At 39.1% G+C, this 21,118-nt stretch carries 24 protein-coding genes; 10 read left to right on the top strand and 14 right to left on the bottom strand.

From position 1 onward, the window contains the following. Nucleotide 1 precedes the first annotated feature (1 nt). The 4 genes from M1F05_RS10090 to M1F05_RS10075 all read right to left on the bottom strand — a co-directional run bounded on the left by M1F05_RS10090 (nucleotide 2) and on the right by M1F05_RS10075 (nucleotide 4,365). The gene (locus M1F05_RS10090) at nucleotides 2–1,474 is read right to left on the bottom strand and encodes a type II and III secretion system protein (RefSeq protein ID WP_206086035.1); all 1,473 of its coding nucleotides are present in this window, start codon (nucleotides 1,472–1,474) and stop codon (nucleotides 2–4) included. A 15-nt stretch (nucleotides 1,475–1,489) separates the two neighbouring features. Next, nucleotides 1,490–1,939 carry a TcpQ domain-containing protein gene (locus tag M1F05_RS10085; RefSeq protein WP_206086034.1) on the bottom strand — a complete coding sequence of 150 codons (450 nt, stop codon included), beginning with the start codon at nucleotides 1,937–1,939 and terminating at the stop codon, nucleotides 1,490–1,492. Between the two features lie 29 nt (nucleotides 1,940–1,968). Next, nucleotides 1,969–3,579, bottom strand: coding sequence for a type II secretion system protein (locus tag M1F05_RS10080; protein ID WP_206086033.1), 1,611 nt, complete (start codon nucleotides 3,577–3,579; stop codon nucleotides 1,969–1,971). Between the two features lie 63 nt (nucleotides 3,580–3,642). Continuing rightward, complete coding sequence (locus M1F05_RS10075; RefSeq protein ID WP_206086032.1) at nucleotides 3,643–4,365, bottom strand: type IV pilus major pilin; 723 nt, start codon at nucleotides 4,363–4,365, stop codon at nucleotides 3,643–3,645. Between the two features lie 576 nt (nucleotides 4,366–4,941). Here M1F05_RS10075 and M1F05_RS10070 point away from each other — a divergent pair. Further along, the gene (locus M1F05_RS10070; protein ID WP_206086031.1) at nucleotides 4,942–5,193 is read left to right on the top strand and encodes a hypothetical protein; all 252 of its coding nucleotides are present in this window, start codon (nucleotides 4,942–4,944) and stop codon (nucleotides 5,191–5,193) included. Nucleotides 5,194–5,302: 109 nt separating this feature from the next. Here M1F05_RS10070 and M1F05_RS10065 read toward each other — a convergent pair whose 3' ends face one another. Beyond that, nucleotides 5,303–5,566: a DUF3811 domain-containing protein gene (locus M1F05_RS10065; RefSeq protein WP_206086030.1), complete on the bottom strand. Its 264-nt coding sequence runs from the start codon at nucleotides 5,564–5,566 to the stop codon at nucleotides 5,303–5,305. A gap of 186 nt (nucleotides 5,567–5,752) precedes the next feature. On the opposite strand from M1F05_RS10065, the gene mnmH reads away from it, so the two are divergent. Further along, nucleotides 5,753–6,841 carry a tRNA 2-selenouridine(34) synthase MnmH gene (gene mnmH / locus M1F05_RS10060; RefSeq protein ID WP_206086201.1) on the top strand — a complete coding sequence of 363 codons (1,089 nt, stop codon included), beginning with the start codon at nucleotides 5,753–5,755 and terminating at the stop codon, nucleotides 6,839–6,841. A gap of 45 nt (nucleotides 6,842–6,886) precedes the next feature. On the opposite strand, the gene M1F05_RS10055 is transcribed toward mnmH, so the two are convergent. Then, a complete protein-coding gene (locus M1F05_RS10055) occupies nucleotides 6,887–7,552 on the bottom strand; it encodes an ArsR/SmtB family transcription factor (protein ID WP_206086029.1) in 666 nt (221 codons plus the stop codon). A gap of 193 nt (nucleotides 7,553–7,745) precedes the next feature. Between M1F05_RS10055 and M1F05_RS10050 the strand changes: the two genes are divergently transcribed. The 6 genes from M1F05_RS10050 to M1F05_RS10025 all read left to right on the top strand — a co-directional run bounded on the left by M1F05_RS10050 (nucleotide 7,746) and on the right by M1F05_RS10025 (nucleotide 12,885). Beyond that, a complete protein-coding gene (locus tag M1F05_RS10050) occupies nucleotides 7,746–8,102 on the top strand; it encodes a DsrE/DsrF/TusD sulfur relay family protein (protein WP_206086028.1) in 357 nt (118 codons plus the stop codon). A 19-nt stretch (nucleotides 8,103–8,121) separates the two neighbouring features. Then, nucleotides 8,122–9,252 (top strand): cysteine desulfurase family protein, encoded by a 1,131-nt coding sequence (locus M1F05_RS10045; protein ID WP_206086027.1) that lies wholly within the window; start codon nucleotides 8,122–8,124, stop codon nucleotides 9,250–9,252. Nucleotides 9,253–9,270: 18 nt separating this feature from the next. Continuing rightward, nucleotides 9,271–10,467, top strand: coding sequence for an MFS transporter (locus M1F05_RS10040; protein WP_206086026.1), 1,197 nt, complete (start codon nucleotides 9,271–9,273; stop codon nucleotides 10,465–10,467). A 270-nt stretch (nucleotides 10,468–10,737) separates the two neighbouring features. Next, entirely contained in the window at nucleotides 10,738–11,487 is a 750-nt protein-coding gene (modA, locus tag M1F05_RS10035; RefSeq protein ID WP_206086025.1) for a molybdate ABC transporter substrate-binding protein, read from the top strand. 17 nt (nucleotides 11,488–11,504) lie between these two features. Further along, nucleotides 11,505–12,284, top strand: coding sequence for an ABC transporter permease (locus tag M1F05_RS10030; RefSeq protein WP_241016889.1), 780 nt, complete (start codon nucleotides 11,505–11,507; stop codon nucleotides 12,282–12,284). Beyond that, on the top strand, nucleotides 12,271–12,885 hold the full coding sequence (locus M1F05_RS10025; RefSeq protein WP_206086023.1) for an ATP-binding cassette domain-containing protein: 615 nt from the start codon (nucleotides 12,271–12,273) through the stop codon (nucleotides 12,883–12,885). The genes M1F05_RS10030 and M1F05_RS10025 overlap by 14 nt, the downstream gene beginning before the upstream one ends. Nucleotides 12,886–13,137: 252 nt before the next feature. Here M1F05_RS10025 and M1F05_RS10020 read toward each other — a convergent pair whose 3' ends face one another. From M1F05_RS10020 to M1F05_RS10005, 4 genes are all read right to left on the bottom strand, one after another. After that, the gene (locus M1F05_RS10020; RefSeq protein ID WP_206086022.1) at nucleotides 13,138–13,782 is read right to left on the bottom strand and encodes a LysE family transporter; all 645 of its coding nucleotides are present in this window, start codon (nucleotides 13,780–13,782) and stop codon (nucleotides 13,138–13,140) included. Between the two features lie 117 nt (nucleotides 13,783–13,899). Beyond that, nucleotides 13,900–14,358 (bottom strand): YaiI/YqxD family protein, encoded by a 459-nt coding sequence (locus M1F05_RS10015; RefSeq protein ID WP_206086021.1) that lies wholly within the window; start codon nucleotides 14,356–14,358, stop codon nucleotides 13,900–13,902. Between the two features lie 169 nt (nucleotides 14,359–14,527). Continuing rightward, entirely contained in the window at nucleotides 14,528–15,019 is a 492-nt protein-coding gene (locus M1F05_RS10010) for a GNAT family N-acetyltransferase (protein ID WP_206086020.1), read from the bottom strand. 46 nt (nucleotides 15,020–15,065) lie between these two features. Beyond that, the gene (locus tag M1F05_RS10005) at nucleotides 15,066–16,286 is read right to left on the bottom strand and encodes an MFS transporter (protein ID WP_206086019.1); all 1,221 of its coding nucleotides are present in this window, start codon (nucleotides 16,284–16,286) and stop codon (nucleotides 15,066–15,068) included. A gap of 109 nt (nucleotides 16,287–16,395) precedes the next feature. Between M1F05_RS10005 and M1F05_RS10000 the strand changes: the two genes are divergently transcribed. Continuing rightward, the gene (locus M1F05_RS10000) at nucleotides 16,396–16,977 is read left to right on the top strand and encodes a TetR/AcrR family transcriptional regulator (RefSeq protein WP_206086018.1); all 582 of its coding nucleotides are present in this window, start codon (nucleotides 16,396–16,398) and stop codon (nucleotides 16,975–16,977) included. Here M1F05_RS10000 and M1F05_RS09995 read toward each other — a convergent pair. Together M1F05_RS09995 and M1F05_RS09990 are read right to left on the bottom strand one after the other, a co-directional pair. Next, nucleotides 16,974–17,735, bottom strand: a complete 762-nt coding sequence (locus tag M1F05_RS09995; RefSeq protein ID WP_206086017.1) for a DUF4184 family protein — start codon at nucleotides 17,733–17,735, stop codon at nucleotides 16,974–16,976. The two genes, M1F05_RS10000 and M1F05_RS09995, sit on opposite strands and share 4 nt — an antisense overlap. A 120-nt stretch (nucleotides 17,736–17,855) precedes the next feature. Then, nucleotides 17,856–18,881: a threonine aldolase family protein gene (locus M1F05_RS09990; protein ID WP_206086016.1), complete on the bottom strand. Its 1,026-nt coding sequence runs from the start codon at nucleotides 18,879–18,881 to the stop codon at nucleotides 17,856–17,858. Between the two features lie 501 nt (nucleotides 18,882–19,382). Here M1F05_RS09990 and M1F05_RS09985 point away from each other — a divergent pair. Continuing rightward, the gene (locus tag M1F05_RS09985) at nucleotides 19,383–19,547 is read left to right on the top strand and encodes a hypothetical protein (protein ID WP_206086015.1); all 165 of its coding nucleotides are present in this window, start codon (nucleotides 19,383–19,385) and stop codon (nucleotides 19,545–19,547) included. Here M1F05_RS09985 and alkB read toward each other — a convergent pair. Continuing rightward, the gene (gene alkB / locus M1F05_RS09980) at nucleotides 19,516–20,151 is read right to left on the bottom strand and encodes a DNA oxidative demethylase AlkB (protein ID WP_206086014.1); all 636 of its coding nucleotides are present in this window, start codon (nucleotides 20,149–20,151) and stop codon (nucleotides 19,516–19,518) included. The genes M1F05_RS09985 and alkB overlap by 32 nt on opposite strands. Nucleotides 20,152–20,211: 60 nt before the next feature. Continuing rightward, a complete protein-coding gene (locus M1F05_RS09975) occupies nucleotides 20,212–21,069 on the bottom strand; it encodes an EamA family transporter (RefSeq protein WP_206086013.1) in 858 nt (285 codons plus the stop codon). Nucleotides 21,070–21,118 lie beyond the last annotated feature (49 nt).

Here is a 21,118-nt window from a genome sequence, read left to right as displayed (position 1 = left end):
TTTACTCATTAACTGAAAAATAATTATCTATACCAACAATCATGATCACAGTAGAATTAGTATCTTCCCCATTTAATATCCCTGAGAAAATACCAGCTTGTTGCATATCGGAATCACTATCTTCATCATATTTGCCAACAATCAGTAAATCACCAGGTTTAATCGTTGAAGTATTAAACATTTCTGTTGTTGTAAAATTCGGTAATTGAACGCCATCAAATTTATCAATACTGATTAAATTCTTACGCGTAAAGCCACTAGCCACTTCGATTTTTCCATCAGATAGTGCTCTAGGCGTAATGATAAAACTACTCCCCGTTACGATCTGGTCCGTTGTTAATTGGCTTTCTGTGATATCCATACTGGCATTTTTGGTACTGGTTACACCTGAAACATAATGATGTGTTTTTGTTAGGTTCAATGGTATTGGCATGTTATTACGAGTAATAAAAGAGCCACTTTGTAATATTTTGCTTCCCGTTAACTTATATACGGCATCTAATTGACTGGCTAAACGGAATTTTGCATCCTCCCCGCCATGGAAGTTAGAATTTGCGTTTAATTTTCCAGTAAGTTTTGTCAATAAATGCTGATTAAAACCAATTTGAGTCCCTCCATTATTATAAGAAAACCCTAATTCAGCTTCGAGATTTTTTGATTTTCCTTTATCAATAATATAAATTTTATAGCTCACAACAAACTGACGGTTATTTGCTTGTTTGTATTGCTCTAGCACTTTACTTACGTGCTCATATTCCGACTGGCGGCCAACAAACGTCAATATTGAAGAATCTTGGAAGATATTATAAACGCCTGATGAAATATATTTATCCATCATATCTTTTACATCGTCCCAAAATGAGGATTTAAACGATGTTGTCGATTTACCTTTTAATCCGCTAGAAGAAGCAGCCTCATTATTTGAGATATCTAAACTAGCCTCATAATTATTATCTTTACCATAGTAATCAAGGCTAATAGCATAATTTGTATACAAATTAACTTCGAGTAAATTATTTTTCTTTAGCTGTATATTTACATCATATAAATTGGACAGATAACTAATAAACTCTTTTAAATCACCATTAAAGTTAATCGTATAAACCGTACTCTTAAGTATTTCCTCGCCAGATACTTGACTTTCAATTTCACCAGGCGTGTTTGCATCAATTTTATACGTAATTTCCATTTGCTCGCCAAGCATTTCCATTACCGTATAGATATTAACTGGCGAATAAGAAGTTAATGAAATTTCTCTGTCCAAGACTTTTTTCTGTTGGCGATCGTAATCAACCTCTTTTCCCAAATAAGGTGAATCTAATGACATAAATGCACTTTGCTTACTATCATTGATATCTTGCAATCCTGTCACACGGTCGAACAACTCTTTTTCATCATATTTTTCTTCAAAAAAGCTGTTGCATCCTTGAATAAAAAAAGGAATTAGTAAAAAAATCATTTTATTTAGTTTCATTACTGTTTCTACTTATTAGTTATCTATAACAAGAACATTATTTTTTTCATAAAATTTAAGGTAAAACCCTGCTTTTTGGTAAGACAATTGCTTACCTAGTTTTTCCATAACTTCAATTTTATTCTTACCATCAATTTTTATTTCATTAAAAACGACAATATCTTTTGGGCTGTTCCAAATAAAATCAATTCCATTAAACCGAGCCCAATCCTCAACACTTTGGCTGAGAAGCTCATTCTTTTTCAATACTAACTCACTAAGAGCATCAATTTTATTTTCTGTACCTACTAATTTTTTTTCACTGTTTATTTCTGTATTAAACTGTCCGTTAATTTGGGGCTGGTTAGCTATTGCTTTTATTTCTTTCATAGGCTTTAAATTAATCCACTCTTGCACTTCTATATCTGTATTTGCAAAGCTGCTTAACGTAAAACCACATAACACAATCAAATAATTATATTTCATATTGCTTGTACCTTTTAATCAAATACTGTTTAGTAATCACCTTTAGTTGAGCTACACCATTCAACCGACATGATGGATAACGATTTTGGGTTAACATATGTTTTTGATTCCGCCAGTGCTGGATTATTTACCCCTAAAGAGGCGCTAATCACCCAAACACGTTTACCATCAATAAAACCAAGGCGGGGTTGTAAAACAACGCCTGCAGCTAACCCCACATTCGTGATTTTATTTTTTCGCGTGCTATATTCCTTACTAAGATCAATATCTAACTTTTTATCATTTTGGTATACAACAGGCATCATCGATGAAACGGCGACAGTAAGCCTTGGCCACAATTTAACATTTTGCACTACTGGGCATACTATACGTGGGATAATGATTTTACCGTCTTCTTTTTGGTCATCTCCAACATAGTCTTCTTCCTTAATCATTTTTTCATCATTTCCCGTAAAATTATGATAGTTAACCTCTGGCACAGTACGATATTCCTTTATTAATTTATTACCCTCATAATGACTATCCTCGATAATAACGTTCGCTACTAACGTACCTGCAATTTCATTTCCTCTAATATCCGTTTCTGTTAAAATAAAGTTACTTTCAGGAAGATATTGTGCTTCTGTAATTGGAAATTTTTGGTCTTGTCCTTTTAATGCTAAGCATGTCGCTTTTGTTTTATTTTCCCTGTCCCAGCAAAGAGTCGGTGATTTTTCTTCGTTATCTGTTTTACCACTCGTCAATACTAACGTATTTTCATCTTTAGCTTTTAAACATGGGCCATATTGATTGGTTTTGGTGTTCCAACATAACTTGTCGGCATTCACCGAGCCGTCAGCCCTTAAAAACTTCCCTGCCTTAACATTAAAACTAAGTCTTAATCCATAATCAAAGCTCGAGCTTTTGACTAATTCAGCATGGGATGCCAAATTACCAAACTGAAGATTCTCATTATCTACCTTAATGAGTTCCCAACCAGTACTAGCTATAGAGCGATTTCTTTTAACAAAACTTGCCTGTGTTAAATATAAAAATTTATTTTTAAACGCCTCACTAAAATTGCCATAGAAGGACTCAATATATAAACCCTGCTTATCCTCAATTGGGTGATATAAAATAATAAAATCTACGCGTTCAATTGTTTTTTTTACTTCATCGCCAACAAGATCAACTCTTTCAATAGAAAACTCAGGATGTTCAACAAGTAATGCATCCAATGTGCATTTTAAAAATTCTTTTTTTAATGAAATTCCTAACAAGCTTCCTTTACATGTTTCATCAATAAACAAATTTCTATCGCTGTTCTCCCCCGTCCCCCAATTAAAATGTTTACCATCCGTCGTGATTGCATCTTCAATTTTATAATTACTCGTTCGCTTACTGTAAGCTATGTTTTTTTGTTCTTTTTGAAATAAAGGATTACGAATAAAATTGTTATCTTTTTTTTCCAGTTCATCATTATTAATAAAATCAATAAACCGATAAATTTCATCAACAATAGCATCTGAAATATGTTGCCTGTGGTTATTTTCAATTTGATTAATCATAAAGCGACTCAACGGAATCATAATCACACCAATAATTCCAAGAACGACAATAACTTCAAATAATGAATAACCAGCTATTCTATTATTTTTCATATTTATTCTCTTGAACCTCCCTAATTATAGGGAGGTTCTTTAGCAAGTTATTACTGCTTATTATTAACGGCTACCTAAAATAACCGAGTTTCCAGGGCTGTCGGTACATACACCAGCAACTTTATCTGGTGTAATATTGAGATTACCCTTCGCATTTAATGTACGTAATATACTCGCTGATGGCTCAACAGACATATCAACAGCTTCTGCTACACTATATGCACCCGCTGCCGCTACACCTACAGCAACATAATCCCACTGATTACCCACTTGGGAAATAATATTACGACACTGATCTTGATTTAACCCATTAATCTCAATCACAAAACCTTTAAGACCCGTATCAACTTGTGTTGTCGCTGTTTTTGCACCACCAATATTCAGGAAGTCATTCGAAATGCTATTACGCGCTTCATCGATAGATAACTTACCTAATTGAACAAGGCGTGCAATCGGCTCTTTAGATTTTGCAGTATCTTTAATACTATCGACATTATAACCACTCGCTGCACCTGTTGAAATTGGATATCCCGCAGCCCGCTGATATGCATCTTTCATAGCAACTCTCACTGTATTGGTATTGCTGACGACATCAGAAATAGCACGGCTGTCAAATGCACGCTGTGCTAATACCACAACACCCGCTGCAATTGTCCCAATAATACCTAATACAATGATAATCTCTAATAGAGTCATCCCTCTTTGTTTTTTAGCTTCGTGATGTTTACGTGATTTTTTTAGTAATTCCATTTTTAAGCTCTGTGTCTGCTGATAGACTTTAAACATAGGTATTCCTCAAGAATTTAATCAAATTTAATTTGATAATTTATAAAATAATATTACAGGCAAAAACTATATTAATTAAACCAATAACTACGCTTACTAATTAAGTTCCTTATAACTTCCCTTCATTGCAATAATTATTAGTTTAAATTATTTATCAGTCAATAAAGTTTTATTCAAAAAAATATTTAGACAGTAAATCAATTGTGAAAAACATTAACTTAATCTTAATATTACATACACCGACTATATGCCTATCATATATTTTAAATAATAGAGCTGTATGCATATAAAGTATTATTAGGATTATTCCTAATGTTATTTAAGCCAAAAGAAACATTCTCTTACATTATTTATTTAAATACAATCATTATAAATATATACAAATAAGTAATATTAATATATTTTACTCTGTATTCGGCTAAATACACTTATTTTAGGTAATTAATATATTGCAAGTTCACTGAATTAGTTTAACACAATGACATGTATTTTAGCCGAACTACTACTTTTACTAGATGATATAGCTATAGCCTCAATAACCTGTGTGGCAGATAGCATTGATATGAGATTAATAATATGACATATTCTAAATTAATTTTTTCAAGTACATCTTTTACCTCTAATCATGAATCCACGCTGAATCAAAAAACAGAAAAACCGATGAAACCTGACTTAAAAAAAGCAAAGTTAATACAAGTCCCAATGATATATATAGATGCTTTTGAAAACATAAAAAATGAAGGTTATACCTCACTATCCTTCTCCTCTTATCTTATTGAAGCATTGAAGGAGAAAATTATTTGCGATGTTTCACGGCTTGATTCGTGACCTATATTAGTATTTAGTATCTAATAAAAGAATCGCGTACTTCATATTTAATGAAATACGCGATTCTTTTATACTAACAATTAAAAAATATATTACTCATTCATTTAATTTAGCGATAACCCCGTCGATGATTACTCGAAGACCAACTGTATGTTGTATCGCTTGGAACTAGTTTATCTTTTTTCTGTTGCGCTCGAATTTTTCTAGTTTCTTTATCAACTTCTTTAGAAATTTCCGCAATAATTTCTTTTTTGACTTTCGTTTGCTCAGAATTGGTTAATTCACGTTCTAATTTCTTACGTTCTTGTGCAAGTCGTGTTCGCACTCGGTTTTTTTGTGTCTCTGTCATTTCCTGGATAGTTAACATTTTCATCGTACAGCCCCTTACTCATGTTCAAATTCCGATTTACAATATAACACTATTCGCAACACCATAATATGAAAAACAACAATCGTTATACCTTAATAGGCCTTTTTTGATTCAGTGATAGCTGTAAAAATACGGAATTAGGCGTATAGTATTCGGTATTGCTACTTGGATAAGCGTATTTTTACTATTATGGAATTAATCCCTTCACTGCAAAATATTCACCAGATACTTGTTTCTGATACCCCCATTATTGACGTCCGTGCTCCCATTGAGTTTCAACAAGGTGCAATGCCTGCCGCGGTAAATCTTCCACTAATGAATGATGAAGAACGCGCTGCTGTTGGTACTTGCTACAAACAGTATGGGTCACATAAAGCGGTTGAGCTTGGTCATCAATTAGTGAGTGGTGAAACCAAAGCCAACCGTATCACTGCATGGCAAACGGCTTGCCAACAATATCCAAGTGGTTTTATTTGTTGTGCTCGCGGTGGTATGCGTTCACATATTGTACAAGCATGGCTTAAAGAGAATGGCATAGACTACCCTCTAATTAATGGCGGTTATAAAAAACTTCGTCAAACCACTATTGATGCCATTAATGAGTTATCCCTACGCCCGACTATTTTAATCGGTGGATGCACAGGAAATGGTAAAACAACTCTGGTTCATAACCAACCAGATGGGATTGATTTAGAAGGTATTGCCCATCACCGCGGCTCGTCTTTCGGTCGCACTTTGCAAGCACAATTTTCCCAAGCGACTTTTGAAAATCATCTTGCTGTCGATATGCTCAAAAAGTCTTCAAATCATACGCGTTGGGTACTTGAAGATGAAGGGCGAGCAATTGGTGCAAATAGCCTGCCTATATCATTGCGTTCTCAAATGGAAACAGCGGCTATCGCTGTTATTGATGACCCTTTTGAATTACGTCTTGAACGCCTTAAAAATGAATATTTTGACCGGATGACACATGATTTCCTTGGTGCATACGGTGAAGAGAAAGGCTGGCAATTTTACAGTGAGTATTTACATCATGGCCTGTTTGCAATTCGAAAGCGATTGGGCTCTCAACGGGCTGCTGAATTAACGGCGTTATTAGATACTGCATTAATTCACCAGCAAGTGACGGGCGAAACCCAATCACATTTTTCTTGGCTTTGCCCATTACTACATGAATATTATGACCCAATGTATCGTTATCAATTAAGCCAGAAACAAGAGAGAATTGTTTTTCAAGGTACATATCAAGAAGTTGAACAGTGGCTAAACCTCCGTTAATAGACGTTAAAAGCCCACGCTGTGGGCCTTTTCTCATTTAAAAGTTTAAGCATTTTCTATTTGCAGGCCTGCTGCTTTCCATTCAGGGAAACCTTCCTCAAGCCGCCTAATTTTAAATCCTTGGGCTGTAAGTAATTCAATGGCGTCAAGTGATAACAAACAATACGGGCCACGGCAATACGCCACAATTTCCATTTCTTTAGGGAGTTGGGACAACTGCTCTGCAAGCTTCTCCACGCTAATATTTAGTGCACCAGGTAGATGACCTTGGTTAAATTCGCGTTCAGGACGAACATCTAATAAAGTGACACTGCCATCCGTTAATTGAGCCAGCAAATCCTCACGAGAAATTGGTGTTAGTTTGTCTCTTGCTTCAAAATAATCTGCCATGATTTGCTTAATTTCAGCATTGTTTTGCTTACCAACAATGCCTAAAGCATTAAGGAGTTCTATCACCGAATCTTGGTTCACAATTGAGTAATAAACATGTTTTCCTTTACGTTCCGTTTCAACTAACCTCGCACGACGTAATGTTTGTAAATGACGGGAAGCGTTGGCAAATTCAATACCACAAAGTGTAGCAAGTTCCTCAACACTTCTTTTTCCTTGTGCTAAGTACTCTAAAAGTTCTAATCGGCTTGGATGGCTGATACTTTGCGCTATTTCTGCCAAATTGGCATAAATACGCTGTTTAGGGTCGATATTGGCCATATTTTCCTCCGAAAATCCCACTTCTTTTCGCCTGTCATGCTCATCTGCATTGAATTGTACCTTATCTTATCGCTTTCCCCTACACCGCAAATTTCCGTTTAACATATTGACATAGGCAACTTTACGATCAATCATTATCGATATTAATTGAATGTTTCGATTGTTACTATAATCTAAATACAGGTAAAATACCATGAAAGCCTTAATAATATTAAACCGTGAACCCTACGATGGAACCGATGTCACATGGAATGCTTTGCGTTTAGCAAAACAGTTATTATCAGATGGATGTGAAATCCGCATTTTTTTAATGAATGACTCAGTGGATCTTGCCCGTGATATCTGCAAACCACCGACAGACTACGACCAAGATCTTAGCCAAAATTTAAAAGACTTAATCACCCATGGTGCTTCTGTCAAAGTGTGTGGTACTTGCCAAGCTCGCTGCGGTATTTATAAAAATGAGCCTTATTTTGTAGGGGTGCAGAAAGCAACCATGCAAGATCTCTCTACTTGGGTCATGACTAGTGATAAGTTATTAACATTCTAATTACTTAATTGGGTTAACTATGCCATCTCTCTATTTTGATTTTAATGCAAGCACACCGATTCACCCTGAAGTTCAAGCCTCAATGCAGCCGCTATTGAATTCACTGTATGGCAACCCTTCAAGCCAGCATTGGGCTAGCGATAATGCAAAATCGCGTTTGGAACATGCCCGTGCACAAGTTGCATCGTTAATAGGTGCACATACCGATGAAATTATTTTTACCAGTGGCGGAACTGAATCAAATAATCTCGCACTCAAAGGGCATTTTTTTAATCAGTTATCACGCCATCCTAATCCACATATAATTACGCAAATCACTGAACATCCATCAATTTTAAGCCCTCTCGCATTCCTTGAGAAATTAGGTGCAACAGTCACTTATCTTCCTGTTGATCAATTTGGTCGTGTGTCGCCGCTAGATGTGAGTAATGCAATCACGCCTAACACGACATTCATTAGTATTATGCACGCCAACAATGAAACAGGTACTATCCAACCCATTGAAGAAATTGGTTATATTGCTAAACAAAACAACATTTGCTTTCACACTGATGCGGCACAATCCATTGGAAAAGTCACAATCGATGTTAATCAGCTGAATGTAGATTTGTTAAGTATTGCTGGACATAAAGTCTATGCCCCGAAAGGGATTGGTGCTTTATATGTACGCCGCGGCACGATGTTAGAACCCATTAACCACGGTGCTGGGCATGAAAATGGCCTTCGTGCTGGTACAGAAAGCTTGTTACTTGCCACGGCGCTTGGCCTTGCATGCGAAATTGCACAAACACAAAATAAAAACGCTGACATAAGACAATTACGCGACAATTTTTGGCAGCAACTTGTTGACCTTTATGGTGACCAGGTTTTACTAAACGGCCATGAAACCCACCGTTTGCCAAACACATTAAATGTGGGTTTCAAACACCAACAAGGCGCTGATCTTCTAGGTAAATTATCGGGTGTTGCTGCGTCGACAGGGTCTGCCTGCCACGAAGGTCAAGCCACCCTTTCACCTGTGCTCTCGGCGATGAACGTTGACTCTAGTTATGGTCTTGGTGCTATCCGCTTTAGTCTTGGCCTTGGCGTAACCCAACAAGACATAGACTTGGTAATTCAAAAGCTCAAACATATTCTGCCCTCTAATTAATTTCTAAGGCCATATTTTATGCACCCCAAAAAAATGTACCAACAAGTGTGGCTGCTAGCGAGTGCCCAAGCATTATTTCAAATTGTCTCTGTCATGGTGATGACCATCGGAGCCCTTGCGGGAGCCCAGATGGCTTCATCTCCAACATTAGCTACATTACCCATTGCAGGTATGTTTTTGGGAACGGCCACGATGATGTTTCCCGCGTCTCTTTGGATGGCCAAAATTGGGCGACGAAATGGTTTTTTGGTCGGTGCACTCTTAGGGATAATAGGTGGGCTAATTGCAGCATATGGAATAGTCATCCAATCATTATATGTTCTTAGCTTTGGAACGATTTTAATTGGTGGTTACCAAGCTTTTGCGCAATTTTATCGATTTGCAGCCAGTGAAGTAGCCGATAATTTGTATCGCCCAAAAGCAATTTCGTTAGTGATGACTGGTGGCGTAGTCGCTGCGCTTTTAGGGCCTTTACTCGCCCGTTCTGGCGCCAGTTTTTTTGATGCACAATATTTAGGTACCTTTCTATTATTAGCGGTAATTTCCCTCGGTGCTATCGCCGTTTTATGCAAATTAGATATCCCAATGGCTGAGCCAAAAACGGTGGCTCACGCCCCTATATCAACTCGCTCATGGAAAACCCTCGTTTTACAACCTACCTATTTGGTCGCAGTATTTATTGGGATGACCAGCTACGGCGTAATGGTACTTGCGATGACAGCAATGCCGATTGCAATGATGAGCCATCAGCATTCATTAGGTGCAACCACGACCGTAATGCAACTTCATGTATTAAGTATGTTTTTACCCTCTTTTATTACTGGTAGCCTTATCACGCGATTCGGTGTGCTTAAGATCATGTTTGCGGGTATTGCCATGTTTATTGGGCATATTCTATTTGCACTCTCAGGTGTTTCTTTTGCATCATTCGCTAGTGCATTGATTTTATTGGGAACTGGTTGGAATTTTATGTATATCAGTGGCACAGCACTTTTGACTTCAACTTACACACCAGAAGAAAAGGCTAAAGCGCAAGCAACTAATGACATGAGTATCTTTATGGTTAGCCTTGCCTGTTCGTTAGCTGCTGGCGGGCTATTAAATTACCTAGGTTGGCAAACCTTAAATATCATGTTGTTACCATGGTTAGCGTGTGCTGTTCTTGCCATTGTGTGGTTGATTTACATTCAACGTAAAACCGCACGCATTAATTAAATTCCTCTTGGCTTGTCAGCCTTCTACAGTTAGGTGTTAGAAGAGCGCTAATTTTAGCTTCCACTCTCTCTATAACAGGGAGTGTGAAACCCTTTCAAATTATCTCTCCAGCAAATCAGATTTGGCTTTAAGTTCATTCGACTGATAAGCCAACTCATCATTAAATTCTCAAATAGCTTAATGAATATCAAAACTTACGCAGTTGCGCCTTGCGTAATTTAACCTGATTCCTCATTATGTGTTTTTTTATATAACGATAACGAGGTACTCATGCGCCGCCTATTACTCTCTTCTTTATTTATCTGCTTTACATTACCCCAAGCGATGGCTGCTCAGCTACACATGTACGCAGGAGCAGGATTGCGCCCACCGATTGAAAAAGTGGTCGAAAAATTCGAAAAAGAAACAGGCAATACTGTCACTGTTGAATATGGCGGTTCGGGGCAAATTTTGACGCGCTTTGAGTTAACTCAGCAAGGGGATTTGTTTTTCCCAGGATCTGAAGATTATGTTGAAAAACTGCAAGCCAAATCTTTAGCAACAGATGCATACCCTATCGTACGCCATATCCCAGTTGTTGCCGTACGAAAAGAAAAAGCTCAAGGAATAGCCAGTATTGAAGATCTCGCCAAAAGTAATTTGCGGCTAGGTGTGGGCGATCCGAAAGCTATCGCTTTAGGCCGCAGTGGTGAACTGTTACTTGATGCCAGCGGTTATGGCGACCAATTACGCGATAAAGTCATTGTTCGCGCCGCAACGATTAAGCACCTGTCCATGTATTTGCTAAATGGCGAAGTGGATGCCGCAATTATTGGCCGAGCTGATGCGATGAAGAACCAAGATAAACTGCTTGTGTTGCCATCCCCAGAAGGTAGCCCTGAAGAAATCGCCACTATTGCAGTACTAAGCACTAGCGCTGCGCCAAAAGAGGCTAAATTACTTGCTGAGTATTTTGCTGCGCCTGAAGGTATCAAAGCCTTTACAGATTATGGTTTTTTACCTGTTACCGCTAAAAAATAATTATCAATATGTACCCTATCATGAAGTGGGCACTTGTGCCCCTATTGCTCTTATTACTCTTGATTGTCGGATCATTGACGGCGCTGTTGTTTCAGCTCACTCCATCCCTACTTTCACAGTTAATTGCTGAGCCTGAGTTTCATTTCGCGATTTTAATGTCCCTTGCTACATCCTTGACGTCATTATTTTTCGCATTCTTAATTGCCATTCCTGCGGCTTGGGTGATGACACGCAGCGAATTTTTCGGTAAACGTGCGGTAGATGCACTGTTTGACTTGCCCCTCGTCACTCCACCGTTAGTCATTGGGATAGGCTTATTGCTACTTTTGGGTAGCCAAGGGCCTTTTTCTGTGATTTTCCCAGAACTAAGCCGTTGGTTATTTTCCCCACTTGGCGTGATCATTGCGCAAACTTATGTGGCAAGCGCGGTGCTATATCGTTCTGCACAAGGGGCATTTGCCGCCATTGACCCTGCTTTTGTCAGAACAGGGTTAAATTTGGGGTTATCTCCTGCAAAAACATTAATCTTGGTTGAGATCCCTCTTTGTTGGCAAGGGCTAATGAGTGGCGGCATATTGGCCTACTCACGGGCTTTGGGGGAATTCGGAGCCACCTTAATGTTGGCTGGCGCAACTCGCTTTAAAACAGAAACTTTGCCCATGGCAATTTATTTGAATATTGCCAGCGGTGATTTTTCACTCGCGCTCGGGTGTGCTCTAATTTTAATGGCATTAGCGGTTGTGCTGTTGCTAGCACTTCACCGTTTAAAAAGGCGGAAAACCCATGCTAAATCTTGAGAATATTCATGCAGGGATTTTAAAAGACGTGACACTGTCACTTAGAGAGGGATGCTGTACCGCGATTTGTGGCCCTTCTGGTAGCGGGAAAACCACGCTGCTCAATTGCATTGCAGGTTACCAACATTATCAAGGCGATATTTATTACCAAGGTAACATATTGAATAAATTGCCCATATGGCAGCGCCCCTGCCGTTATCTCAATCAGCGTTTGTATTTATTTCCGTGGTTGAACGTAATGAACAATCTCCGTTTAGCCCAGTACGCGTCTAAAATCCCCAGAGATAAGCAACACATTATCGCTTTGTTAGATAAGATGAATATTGCTCACTTGGCCAAGCGTTACCCCCATGAAATATCAGGAGGTGAACAACAACGGGTTGCACTTGCTCGCGCGATGATTTCATCGCCATCTTTGCTCTTATTAGATGAACCGTTTTCCAGCTTAGATTGGCAAACAAGAGAGCAACTTTGGTCGCAAGTGAATCAATTAAAACGCGATGGTGTCACTATTTTATTAGTCACTCATGAACCGAAAGAAGCGGCAGCGTTGGCGGAATACCACGTTGCCATAGAAAACGGCAATATACTCCAGAGTTAGCAAAAAGAGGCTTAAGCCTCTTTTTGTCTTTCTCGATTAGATAAAAACCACACCAACTAAATACAGCATCCCCATCACAAAACACACGGATGAGCTGACATACCAAAATAAATCACTATTTCCTGCAAAACACGCTTTTATCAATGGAAATAAAGCGGCTCGAAGTAAAATTAGCGCTTTGCCTTATTTAATTGCACTTGCAATGATTGCAAATGCAATTATCAGGCAAAGTCAAATGAAGCCTAATCCCCTCTACTTTTTAATGATTAGTTCTGTAACACCTTGATAGATAAGTCTTGTTGCTAATGTACCTAAAATCAACCCGACCACTTTCCCAACCACTTTATGAATACGGGAATAGCGCCGTCTAACAGATGAAAGAGAAAATGTTTGGCAGAGAATAATTCGCCATATCAATGAAGCCAACACGATCCCCAGCCAGATCATCAATTTTGCCCATAGCGGCGTTGAGGGGGAAATAGTGGTTGAGAAAATGCTCATGAAGAACAACACCGTTTGCGGGTTAGAAAGATCAGAAATTAAGCCACGGCGAAAATACACACCTTTAGGGAAGTATTCAGTCATATTCTCAGTGGATAAATTTAGTTGGGTTTTATTTTTAAAAACGCTAATCGCGTAATACAGTAAATATAATCCGCCAAGTATTTTAATTAACGAAAACAAAGCACCAAATTCAGACATTAAGGTCACAAGCCCAAATAATCCTAACCCTGAATAGATAGCGTTGCCTAAAACGACGCCATAACCGCAAGTGAGCCCTGCCTTTTTTCCTGAACTAAGTGTGGTTTGGACAACAATAAATAAATTGGCACCAGGATTAAAAAACGTCAGTATAAATAAAAATAGAGTGATAATAATGCTATGTAACGGATCCATAATTTTGTCTTCGAAAATTTAGGGTTTTCTATTATAGACACGAAATTATTATCAACTCTATTTTAAAATACAGATTTACTGCGCAAAATCAGGGTATTTAGTCGATATCAAATATGATTAGCTTAACGATTTTTTTCGTTGCAATAACCATTTATCTAATTCATTTGCAAATTGTTGGCGATCCCGTTGATTTAAGCTTGCAGGACCGCCTGTTTGTACACCACTTGCCCGCATCGTATCCATAAAATCACGAATATTCAGGCGTTCGCGAATAGTTGCCTCGCTGTAACGCTCACCCCGAGGGTTCAATGCAGCAGCCCCCTTTTCCATCACTTCGGCAGCAAGGGGAATATCCGCAGTAATCACTAAATCCCCTTTTTGGGCACGGTGAACGATTTCATTATCTGCGACATCAAAGCCCGCAGGAACTTGTAAGGTTTTTAAAAAACGAGATGGCGGAACCGACAAGCGTTGGTTGGCAACAAATGTAATTTGCACATTTTCTCTGTCAGCTGCGCGATATAAAACTTCTTTGATAACCTTAGGACACGCATCCGCATCAACCCATATTTCCATTATTTTATCCAAAACTTAGCGGTATATTATGGAGATATCATAACACGATAACGGCAAGAAACAGTACTGAAGTGATTTTGGTAGGGTTTAATTTAAAGTTACATCAACCAAGCTTATCACTGATAATATTAACAATTAATCTGAAATAAACTTGGTTTTCATTTGATAGCTAAAGCACCATGACCATTTCATGCCATGTCATTCCACCGTGATCTGACTCAGAAGGTTTGACATATTGGTAGCCAAAATGCTTGTACAGATCCACATGACGTTCTTTGCACATTAGATGAATAGTTTCTTTGTTATTTTTTCGCATTAATGCAATAAATTCGGTCATCAACATGGATGAATAGCCCTTTCCTTGATGGTTTGGGTGAACCACAACAGACATAATGACCACATTCGGAGCCTGTGCATCATGGCCGATAAGCTCTTTAAATTCTTCATCGGACATCACCACATCCCACGCGCAGCCTGCATTTATGAAGCCAACGATTTCGCCAGCCACTTCCATGCATAAAAAACCTTGAGGATACTGTGTTATACGTGTTGCGATTTTTTCTTTTGTCGCTGCCTCGTCGCCTTCATACGATTCAATTTCAATCGCGAAACACGTATCGACATCACCAAGTGTTGCTTGCCTAAATATTGGCTTGTGCATTTTATAACCTCTTATTGTTTATACTTATTTTATTAAACTTTTAGTACTATAGACACCCGGTTTCGCACTTTTTCGTCATTTTTTGTTGCGCATTGAGTTGGACGTAACTTAATGCGGTGGATAACACGACCAAAGTGCCCCCAACAATTGCCACGAGAAACCCCGCGTTCAGCCCATAAGTATCAACCATTTTCCCCGTCATCATGGCTCCAATAGCCACACCAATGTTTAGTCCGGCGAGTAACCAAGTCATCCCTTCCGTTAATCGATTTGGTGGAACGATATTTTCCACTAATGACATCGCAATAATCATTGTTGGTGCAAAGAATAAACCTGAAATAAACACCACAAATGCGAGGGAATAAACGCCGCTCACCCACCACATCGGTACAATAGATAAGAATGTCATTAACCCGCTAATAACCAGTAAACGCGGTAACGATATTTTTAGATTGAGCGCCCCGAAAACGAGCCCCATTGCACAAGAACCAATTGCATAAGCTGACAAGACTACGCTTGCCGCAGCAGGTTGTTGTTGTATCTGCGCGAGTGTGACACTTAAGATGTCCACTGACCCAACAATGATCCCTAATGCAATCATTAATGCGATCAGCAGTTGTAAGCTTATCATCGACAAAATCGGCTTTTGCTTCGGTGATAAGGTTTCATGTACGGTAACATTGGGTTCCGTACTACGTTGTTGTACAAGGAGTATCACACCCAACAATAATAAAACAGCGGCAACTAATAAGCCCGCTTGTGGAAACAAAATAACCGTCAATCCCACAGACAGTGGAGGCCCTGCAATAAATGTCGCATCATCAAAAACAGTTTCAAGGGAATAAGCCGTTTGTAAAATGGGCTGACCTTTATACAATTCCGTCCACCGTGCCCTAATCATGGCAGACATGCTGGGCATAGCACCTGCTAAAAATGCACCAATAAATAACCCAGCATCGGGCAATGCAAACCATGTTGTTGTGACGAGCAACAAAACCCCAGATAAACTAATAAGCGTGACCACAGGTAACACGCGATACTGTCCAAGTTTATCAACTAATCGGGAAATTTGTGGTGATAATAATGCATAAGTAAGTACAAACGTTGCCGAAATTAGCCCTGCTAAAGTATAGCTATCCCTTAATTGTGCCAGCATAGTGATAATCCCAATGCCCATCATCGGTAACGCTAGACGAGCCAGTAACCCTGCAATAACAAAGCGTTGGCTTCCTTCAGCTTGAAAGAGTTCTTGATAGCGACTTAGCATGTAAGCTCCATGTGATAAATTCATTATACATACAACGAGTATGTATAATGATGATATAATCATACATAGTGTATGTAAATAACTATATTCAGTGTTTGTAAGAGGTTTTATGGCAAGAAGAACTCAAGCTCAAATGGAAGAGACCCGCGAGCTTTTATTAACCACGGCACGAGAACATTTTAGCCGTTTGGGGTTTGCCGCAACGTCCATGGATGAAATTGCAGCAAGCGTTGATTTAACGCGAGGTGCCCTTTATCATCATTTTGGCGATAAAAAAGGCTTATTTGCAGCTGTTGTCGAACAAATTGATAACCAAATGAATGGCCGATTACAAAAAATTTCTGCCGATTCCACTGACCTTTGGAATAACTTCCGCCTACGCTGTCATGCCTATTTAGAAATGGCGTTAGAAACTGACTATCAACAGATTATCTTACGAGATGCCAAATCCGTTATTGCTGAAGACATTGCAAAATCAAACCTTAAATGTACTGAGCAAGTCGACCTCTTGTTACAGGAATTAATGAGCAAGCAAATCATTGGCAATGTTAATACTCGCGCCCTTGCCTTTTTAATCAATGGTGGACTTGCCGAATCGGCTTATTGGATTTCTCAAGCCAATAGCCAAGAACGCCTACAGCAAAGCATTCATGCGATTGATAAAATGATTGATGGGTTACGAAAAAACTAATCGCTATCTACCCTGTTTTGTTGATATAAGACATTGAGCCTAAATGCAAAGATCAATACGATGATCAAAAACACAGGAACCGTTAGTGTTAACTCTAAATAAACAAAACGATTGAAATTAAAACCATTTGTCTTCGGCGTTAACCAATAGGCCAAAGGTAGCGTCGATATACATGCAAGGCCACCAAGCACGATTAATCGCTTTAGCTTTTTATTGTTTTCGATTTTAATTTCATGGGGCAGCGTACGATGAAATTGAAAGTATTGATAACACAGGTAGGCTAAGCCGCCCACCGAGCCAACGTGCTGTAATAATTTATAAAAAGCAATTTCTTGGCTGTCAGACATCGCAAATAATTTCATTTGCAAAAATGAAATTTCTCGGACAAATGCCCCAGATTCATGCGTAAAACTGTCCCAAACAATATGGGTTAATGCCCCGATATACAAGGAAATAACAAAAATTACCCCTTGTCGAACAGATGGTGCATTTATAGTGTGAATAATAAAAGGGCTTATTCTATTCAGTGCTGGTGCCATTTTTTGCGTTAAACAATAAACCAATATACATAGCGGTAACCCAGTATAAAACCACCCAATAGAGTCATGCGCCAGTGACGCAGCGTGGTACCACGTCAACGAATAGTATAAATCTGGGCTCAAGCTACCTAAAATAAGCGCAGGCAGACTTAACCAGCGAAAATATTTGGCCTGTTTAATGGGAAAAACCACCGCAGGATGGGAAAACGTCCAAGGCATACTCGCGACCAGAACAATTAAATAGATATCAGGATAGTGCCGTTTTAATTGTGAAAACGATATGCGAGAAATCGGAAAGATTTGCCCACAAATTCATGCGGGCAATATATCTAAGGAAAATTAGATTAACGAATTGAAAGTTTGTTTTAGCTTTTCAATATCTTGTGACGTTGTTGACCAAGAGGTACAAAAACGTAAGCACGTTGTATCTGCCGTTGGTTCACAAACTTTACTGACCACATAATGACTCAATACCTTGTCACTCAGCGAATTAGGTAAAATCACGAAGACTTGGTTTGATTCCACTGGCGCTAAAAAGCCGAATCCTTTTTCTGTAAAGAAATCGGCAAGCTGGTTTGCTGTATCATTAATGTGTTGGCCTAACTGGAAATAAAGGTCATCATTAAATAATGCTTCAAACTGCGCAGCTAATAACCAGCCTTTGGCTTGCAAGCCGCCTTTTTGCTTAATGCTATAGCGAAAATCGGTTTTTATTGCTGGGTTTAAAAGCACTAATATTTCCCCAGTCAGTGCGCCAATTTTTGTTCCACCAATATAGAAAACATCCGTTAGTTGTGCGATATCTTCAATAGTTAAGTCACTCACGGTGGACATCAAACCGGATGCTAAACGTGCGCCATCCATAAATAGCAATAGACCGTGGGCGTCACAGATTTCACGCAAAGCAACCAATTCGGCTTTGCGATACACCGTACCAATTTCAGTAGAGTTACTGATGTAAACTAATTTGGGTTGAACCGAATGTTCATCTGGATGCTCGGCCAGCACCTTTTTAATATGAACAGGCGTAAGCTTACCCGAAGCAGACTCTACCGTAATGACTTTATGCCCTGACGCTTCAATAGCCCCTGTTTCGTGAACATCAATATGGCCACCAACAACGGAAATAACGGCTTGATGTGGACGTAAAATATGAGAAATCGTCGTTAAATTGGTGATCGTCCCACCATTAAAGAAATGGATATCTGCATTCGGCTGGCCAATACGTTGTTTAATTTGATCTGCCACTTTCTTACATAGACCATCTGTACCATAACCTGTAAAACGTTTCCCTGCTAAATCATTCAATGCTTTCATCACTTCAGGATGTGCAATTTCATTATAATCATTTGTAAAGCTGTACATTAATTCACCTACCAATACCCTGTCATATAAATTCTTAGGCAATAGTTATATGGGTAACTAATTTATTATTCAAGGAAATTTTCTCTCACTAAATTGGATGCAATATAATCAAACTGCGGTTTGATTGTGCAAAAGGCAAATAGAAAGTTATTTAAGGTTTGTTTACTTCAAAAGCATTAGATTTGTTTCAACCACTCAATTAATTAATGCATAAAATGAATAATTCTATTCCTGATTTTGTTCAAATACGCTTTGATACTTATTCCACTGATATCAAAGCAAAACTTATCCAACTTCGAACATTAATTGTAGACGTTGCCCAGCAACATCCAAGCATAGTTGTATTAGAAGAAACCGTTAAAATGGTGGCAAGTTCGCTACCTGGCAACACACAGCCAATCAGGAACGACAGTACGCATTGATCAATTTAGTAAAAATGAAGTCGCATTATTTGTACATTGCCAGACCACATTAATTGACGAGTGCCGAGGGTTATTTCCAATGCTCAAATTTTCAGGCAACAGAGGAATTATCACTCCAATCAATGAACCAACCCCAGAAAATGATTTACGGATATGCATTGAACTCGCCCTGACGTATAAATTACGTAAACACACTCAACGTAAAAAACGCGTTATTTTTGCGAACGGCGAAATGTCAGATTAAAGCGGTATGGCCCCAACAATGGGTGTTCACCCGCTTTGATGGTTCGAACACCATGGTAATTTAAACGCGACTTCCCTCCCCAAACCAGCACATCCCCATGTTCCAGTGTCAGCGCTATTTTAGGCGCTTCACGTATGGCTCCGCCAAAATCAAATATGCAGGGCAACCCTAATGAAAACGAAACAATCGGCTGTGAAAAATCCGCTTCATCTTTATCTTGATGAAGCGACATTTTAGCCCCTACTGCATAACGGTTAATCAAGCATGCATCGGGTTCAAACCCCAGAAAACCCGCTCTTTCTGCTGCGTCTTGTGCTAATTGACGAAAGATCCCAGGCATCGGCTGCCAGGGCTTATTAGTGACAGGGTCACTATTAGTATAGCGATACCCTGTTTTGTCAGTCACCCAACCCCACTCACCACAGTTGCTCATCGCGACTGACATGCGATACCCACCTGGGGTTTCCATATTTCTTAATGGGGATAGCGAAAAAATATTATTTAATGATTGTAATAACACCTTACTGTTCCCCAGTAAGAAACCTTTTAGCAAGAAGGCATCAGGGGCTATCTCAATCATGTTTTCGTCATCAGAAAACAACATAAGCGCTTATCTCATTAATTTAACTAGGGTAATTTGCATAATACGCAATTAAATGCCACTTCACCGTACTTTACGTGCTTCTGCACGCTGACTCACCCAAACACTCCCTAAGATCACTATCATGCCAATAAATTGTAAAGTGCTCAGCTGCTGATTTAGGTAAAACCATCCTAAGACCACAGCACTAACAGGGCTAAGGAAACCTAAGGATGCGACTGAACTCGGCCCTAATAACGCCAATCCGCGGAACCATAACGCGTATGTTAACGCCCCACCAATTAAGGTTAAATAGCTAAGACCGACAATATTCACGGATGTTAATGCGGGTAATGCAGGCTCAAAAATCAAGGCAAAAGGTAATAAAATCAAACCACCTGCGGTTAATTGCCATGATGTAAAGGTCAATGCACTTACGGAAGGTTGCCAACGTCGACTTAATACAGTGCCAGCGGCCATTGAAAATGCCCCTGCCAACCCAGCCATCACCCCTACCCAATCTAAGGTAGCCGTTGGTGTTAACAGCAAAATCGCCACACCAACAATACCGCTGAGTGAGCCAATGACAGAAACACTTGATAAGCGGTTACTCAATAACCAGTGACTTAAAAATAACACAATTAACGGCTGCACAGCGCCAACGGTTGCAGCAACCCCGCCTGGCAGACGATAAGCCGCAATAAATAATAACCACCAAAACAGTGAGAAATTCAACGCCCCTAAAATGGCGACGCGCAACCACCAAATCCCTGATGGCAACTGGCGCAAAAAGAGTATCAGTAATAATCCTGCGGGTAATGCACGCAAAACAGCCAACGTTAACGGCAAGCCCGAAGGTAGCATTTCGGTTGTAACGAGATAAGTGCTTCCCCACACAATGGGGGCTAACGCTGTCAAACCTAAAACAACATAGCGATTCATAGTATGACTCTCAATATTTATCTTGAGATCAAGATAATTTTTATTTACC

The sequence above is a fragment of the Providencia sp. PROV252 genome (genome assembly GCF_033676005.1).
GTDB lineage: Bacteria > Pseudomonadota > Gammaproteobacteria > Enterobacterales > Enterobacteriaceae > Providencia > Providencia vermicola.
The sequence above is the reverse complement of the archived record's forward strand: the minus strand, read 5'-3'. Positions and strand labels throughout refer to the sequence as shown.

What these genes read in the sequence shown, in the direction of transcription:
- M1F05_RS10015 (WP_206086021.1), bottom strand. Translation starts at nt 14,358, where the DNA reads ATGGAAATATGGGTTGATGCGGATGCGTGTCCTAAGGTTATCAAAGAA.
- M1F05_RS10045 (WP_206086027.1), top strand. Translation starts at nt 8,122, where the DNA reads ATGCCATCTCTCTATTTTGATTTTAATGCAAGCACACCGATTCACCCT.
- M1F05_RS10080 (WP_206086033.1), bottom strand. Translation starts at nt 3,579, where the DNA reads ATGAAAAATAATAGAATAGCTGGTTATTCATTATTTGAAGTTATTGTC.
- M1F05_RS10000 (WP_206086018.1), top strand. Translation starts at nt 16,396, where the DNA reads ATGGCAAGAAGAACTCAAGCTCAAATGGAAGAGACCCGCGAGCTTTTA.
- M1F05_RS10070 (WP_206086031.1), top strand. Translation starts at nt 4,942, where the DNA reads ATGACATATTCTAAATTAATTTTTTCAAGTACATCTTTTACCTCTAAT.
- M1F05_RS10050 (WP_206086028.1), top strand. Translation starts at nt 7,746, where the DNA reads ATGAAAGCCTTAATAATATTAAACCGTGAACCCTACGATGGAACCGAT.
- M1F05_RS10075 (WP_206086032.1), bottom strand. Translation starts at nt 4,365, where the DNA reads ATGTTTAAAGTCTATCAGCAGACACAGAGCTTAAAAATGGAATTACTA.
- M1F05_RS09975 (WP_206086013.1), bottom strand. Translation starts at nt 21,069, where the DNA reads ATGAATCGCTATGTTGTTTTAGGTTTGACAGCGTTAGCCCCCATTGTG.
- M1F05_RS10025 (WP_206086023.1), top strand. Translation starts at nt 12,271, where the DNA reads ATGCTAAATCTTGAGAATATTCATGCAGGGATTTTAAAAGACGTGACA.
- M1F05_RS10090 (WP_206086035.1), bottom strand. Translation starts at nt 1,474, where the DNA reads ATGAAACTAAATAAAATGATTTTTTTACTAATTCCTTTTTTTATTCAA.
- M1F05_RS09995 (WP_206086017.1), bottom strand. Translation starts at nt 17,735, where the DNA reads ATGCCTTGGACGTTTTCCCATCCTGCGGTGGTTTTTCCCATTAAACAG.
- M1F05_RS10085 (WP_206086034.1), bottom strand. Translation starts at nt 1,939, where the DNA reads ATGAAATATAATTATTTGATTGTGTTATGTGGTTTTACGTTAAGCAGC.
- M1F05_RS10020 (WP_206086022.1), bottom strand. Translation starts at nt 13,782, where the DNA reads ATGGATCCGTTACATAGCATTATTATCACTCTATTTTTATTTATACTG.
- M1F05_RS10005 (WP_206086019.1), bottom strand. Translation starts at nt 16,286, where the DNA reads ATGCTAAGTCGCTATCAAGAACTCTTTCAAGCTGAAGGAAGCCAACGC.
- alkB (WP_206086014.1), bottom strand. Translation starts at nt 20,151, where the DNA reads ATGTTGTTTTCTGATGACGAAAACATGATTGAGATAGCCCCTGATGCC.
- mnmH (WP_206086201.1), top strand. Translation starts at nt 5,753, where the DNA reads ATGGAATTAATCCCTTCACTGCAAAATATTCACCAGATACTTGTTTCT.
- M1F05_RS10065 (WP_206086030.1), bottom strand. Translation starts at nt 5,566, where the DNA reads ATGAAAATGTTAACTATCCAGGAAATGACAGAGACACAAAAAAACCGA.
- M1F05_RS10055 (WP_206086029.1), bottom strand. Translation starts at nt 7,552, where the DNA reads ATGGCCAATATCGACCCTAAACAGCGTATTTATGCCAATTTGGCAGAA.
- M1F05_RS10010 (WP_206086020.1), bottom strand. Translation starts at nt 15,019, where the DNA reads ATGCACAAGCCAATATTTAGGCAAGCAACACTTGGTGATGTCGATACG.
- M1F05_RS10040 (WP_206086026.1), top strand. Translation starts at nt 9,271, where the DNA reads ATGCACCCCAAAAAAATGTACCAACAAGTGTGGCTGCTAGCGAGTGCC.
- modA (WP_206086025.1), top strand. Translation starts at nt 10,738, where the DNA reads ATGCGCCGCCTATTACTCTCTTCTTTATTTATCTGCTTTACATTACCC.
- M1F05_RS09990 (WP_206086016.1), bottom strand. Translation starts at nt 18,881, where the DNA reads ATGTACAGCTTTACAAATGATTATAATGAAATTGCACATCCTGAAGTG.
- M1F05_RS09985 (WP_206086015.1), top strand. Translation starts at nt 19,383, where the DNA reads ATGCTCAAATTTTCAGGCAACAGAGGAATTATCACTCCAATCAATGAA.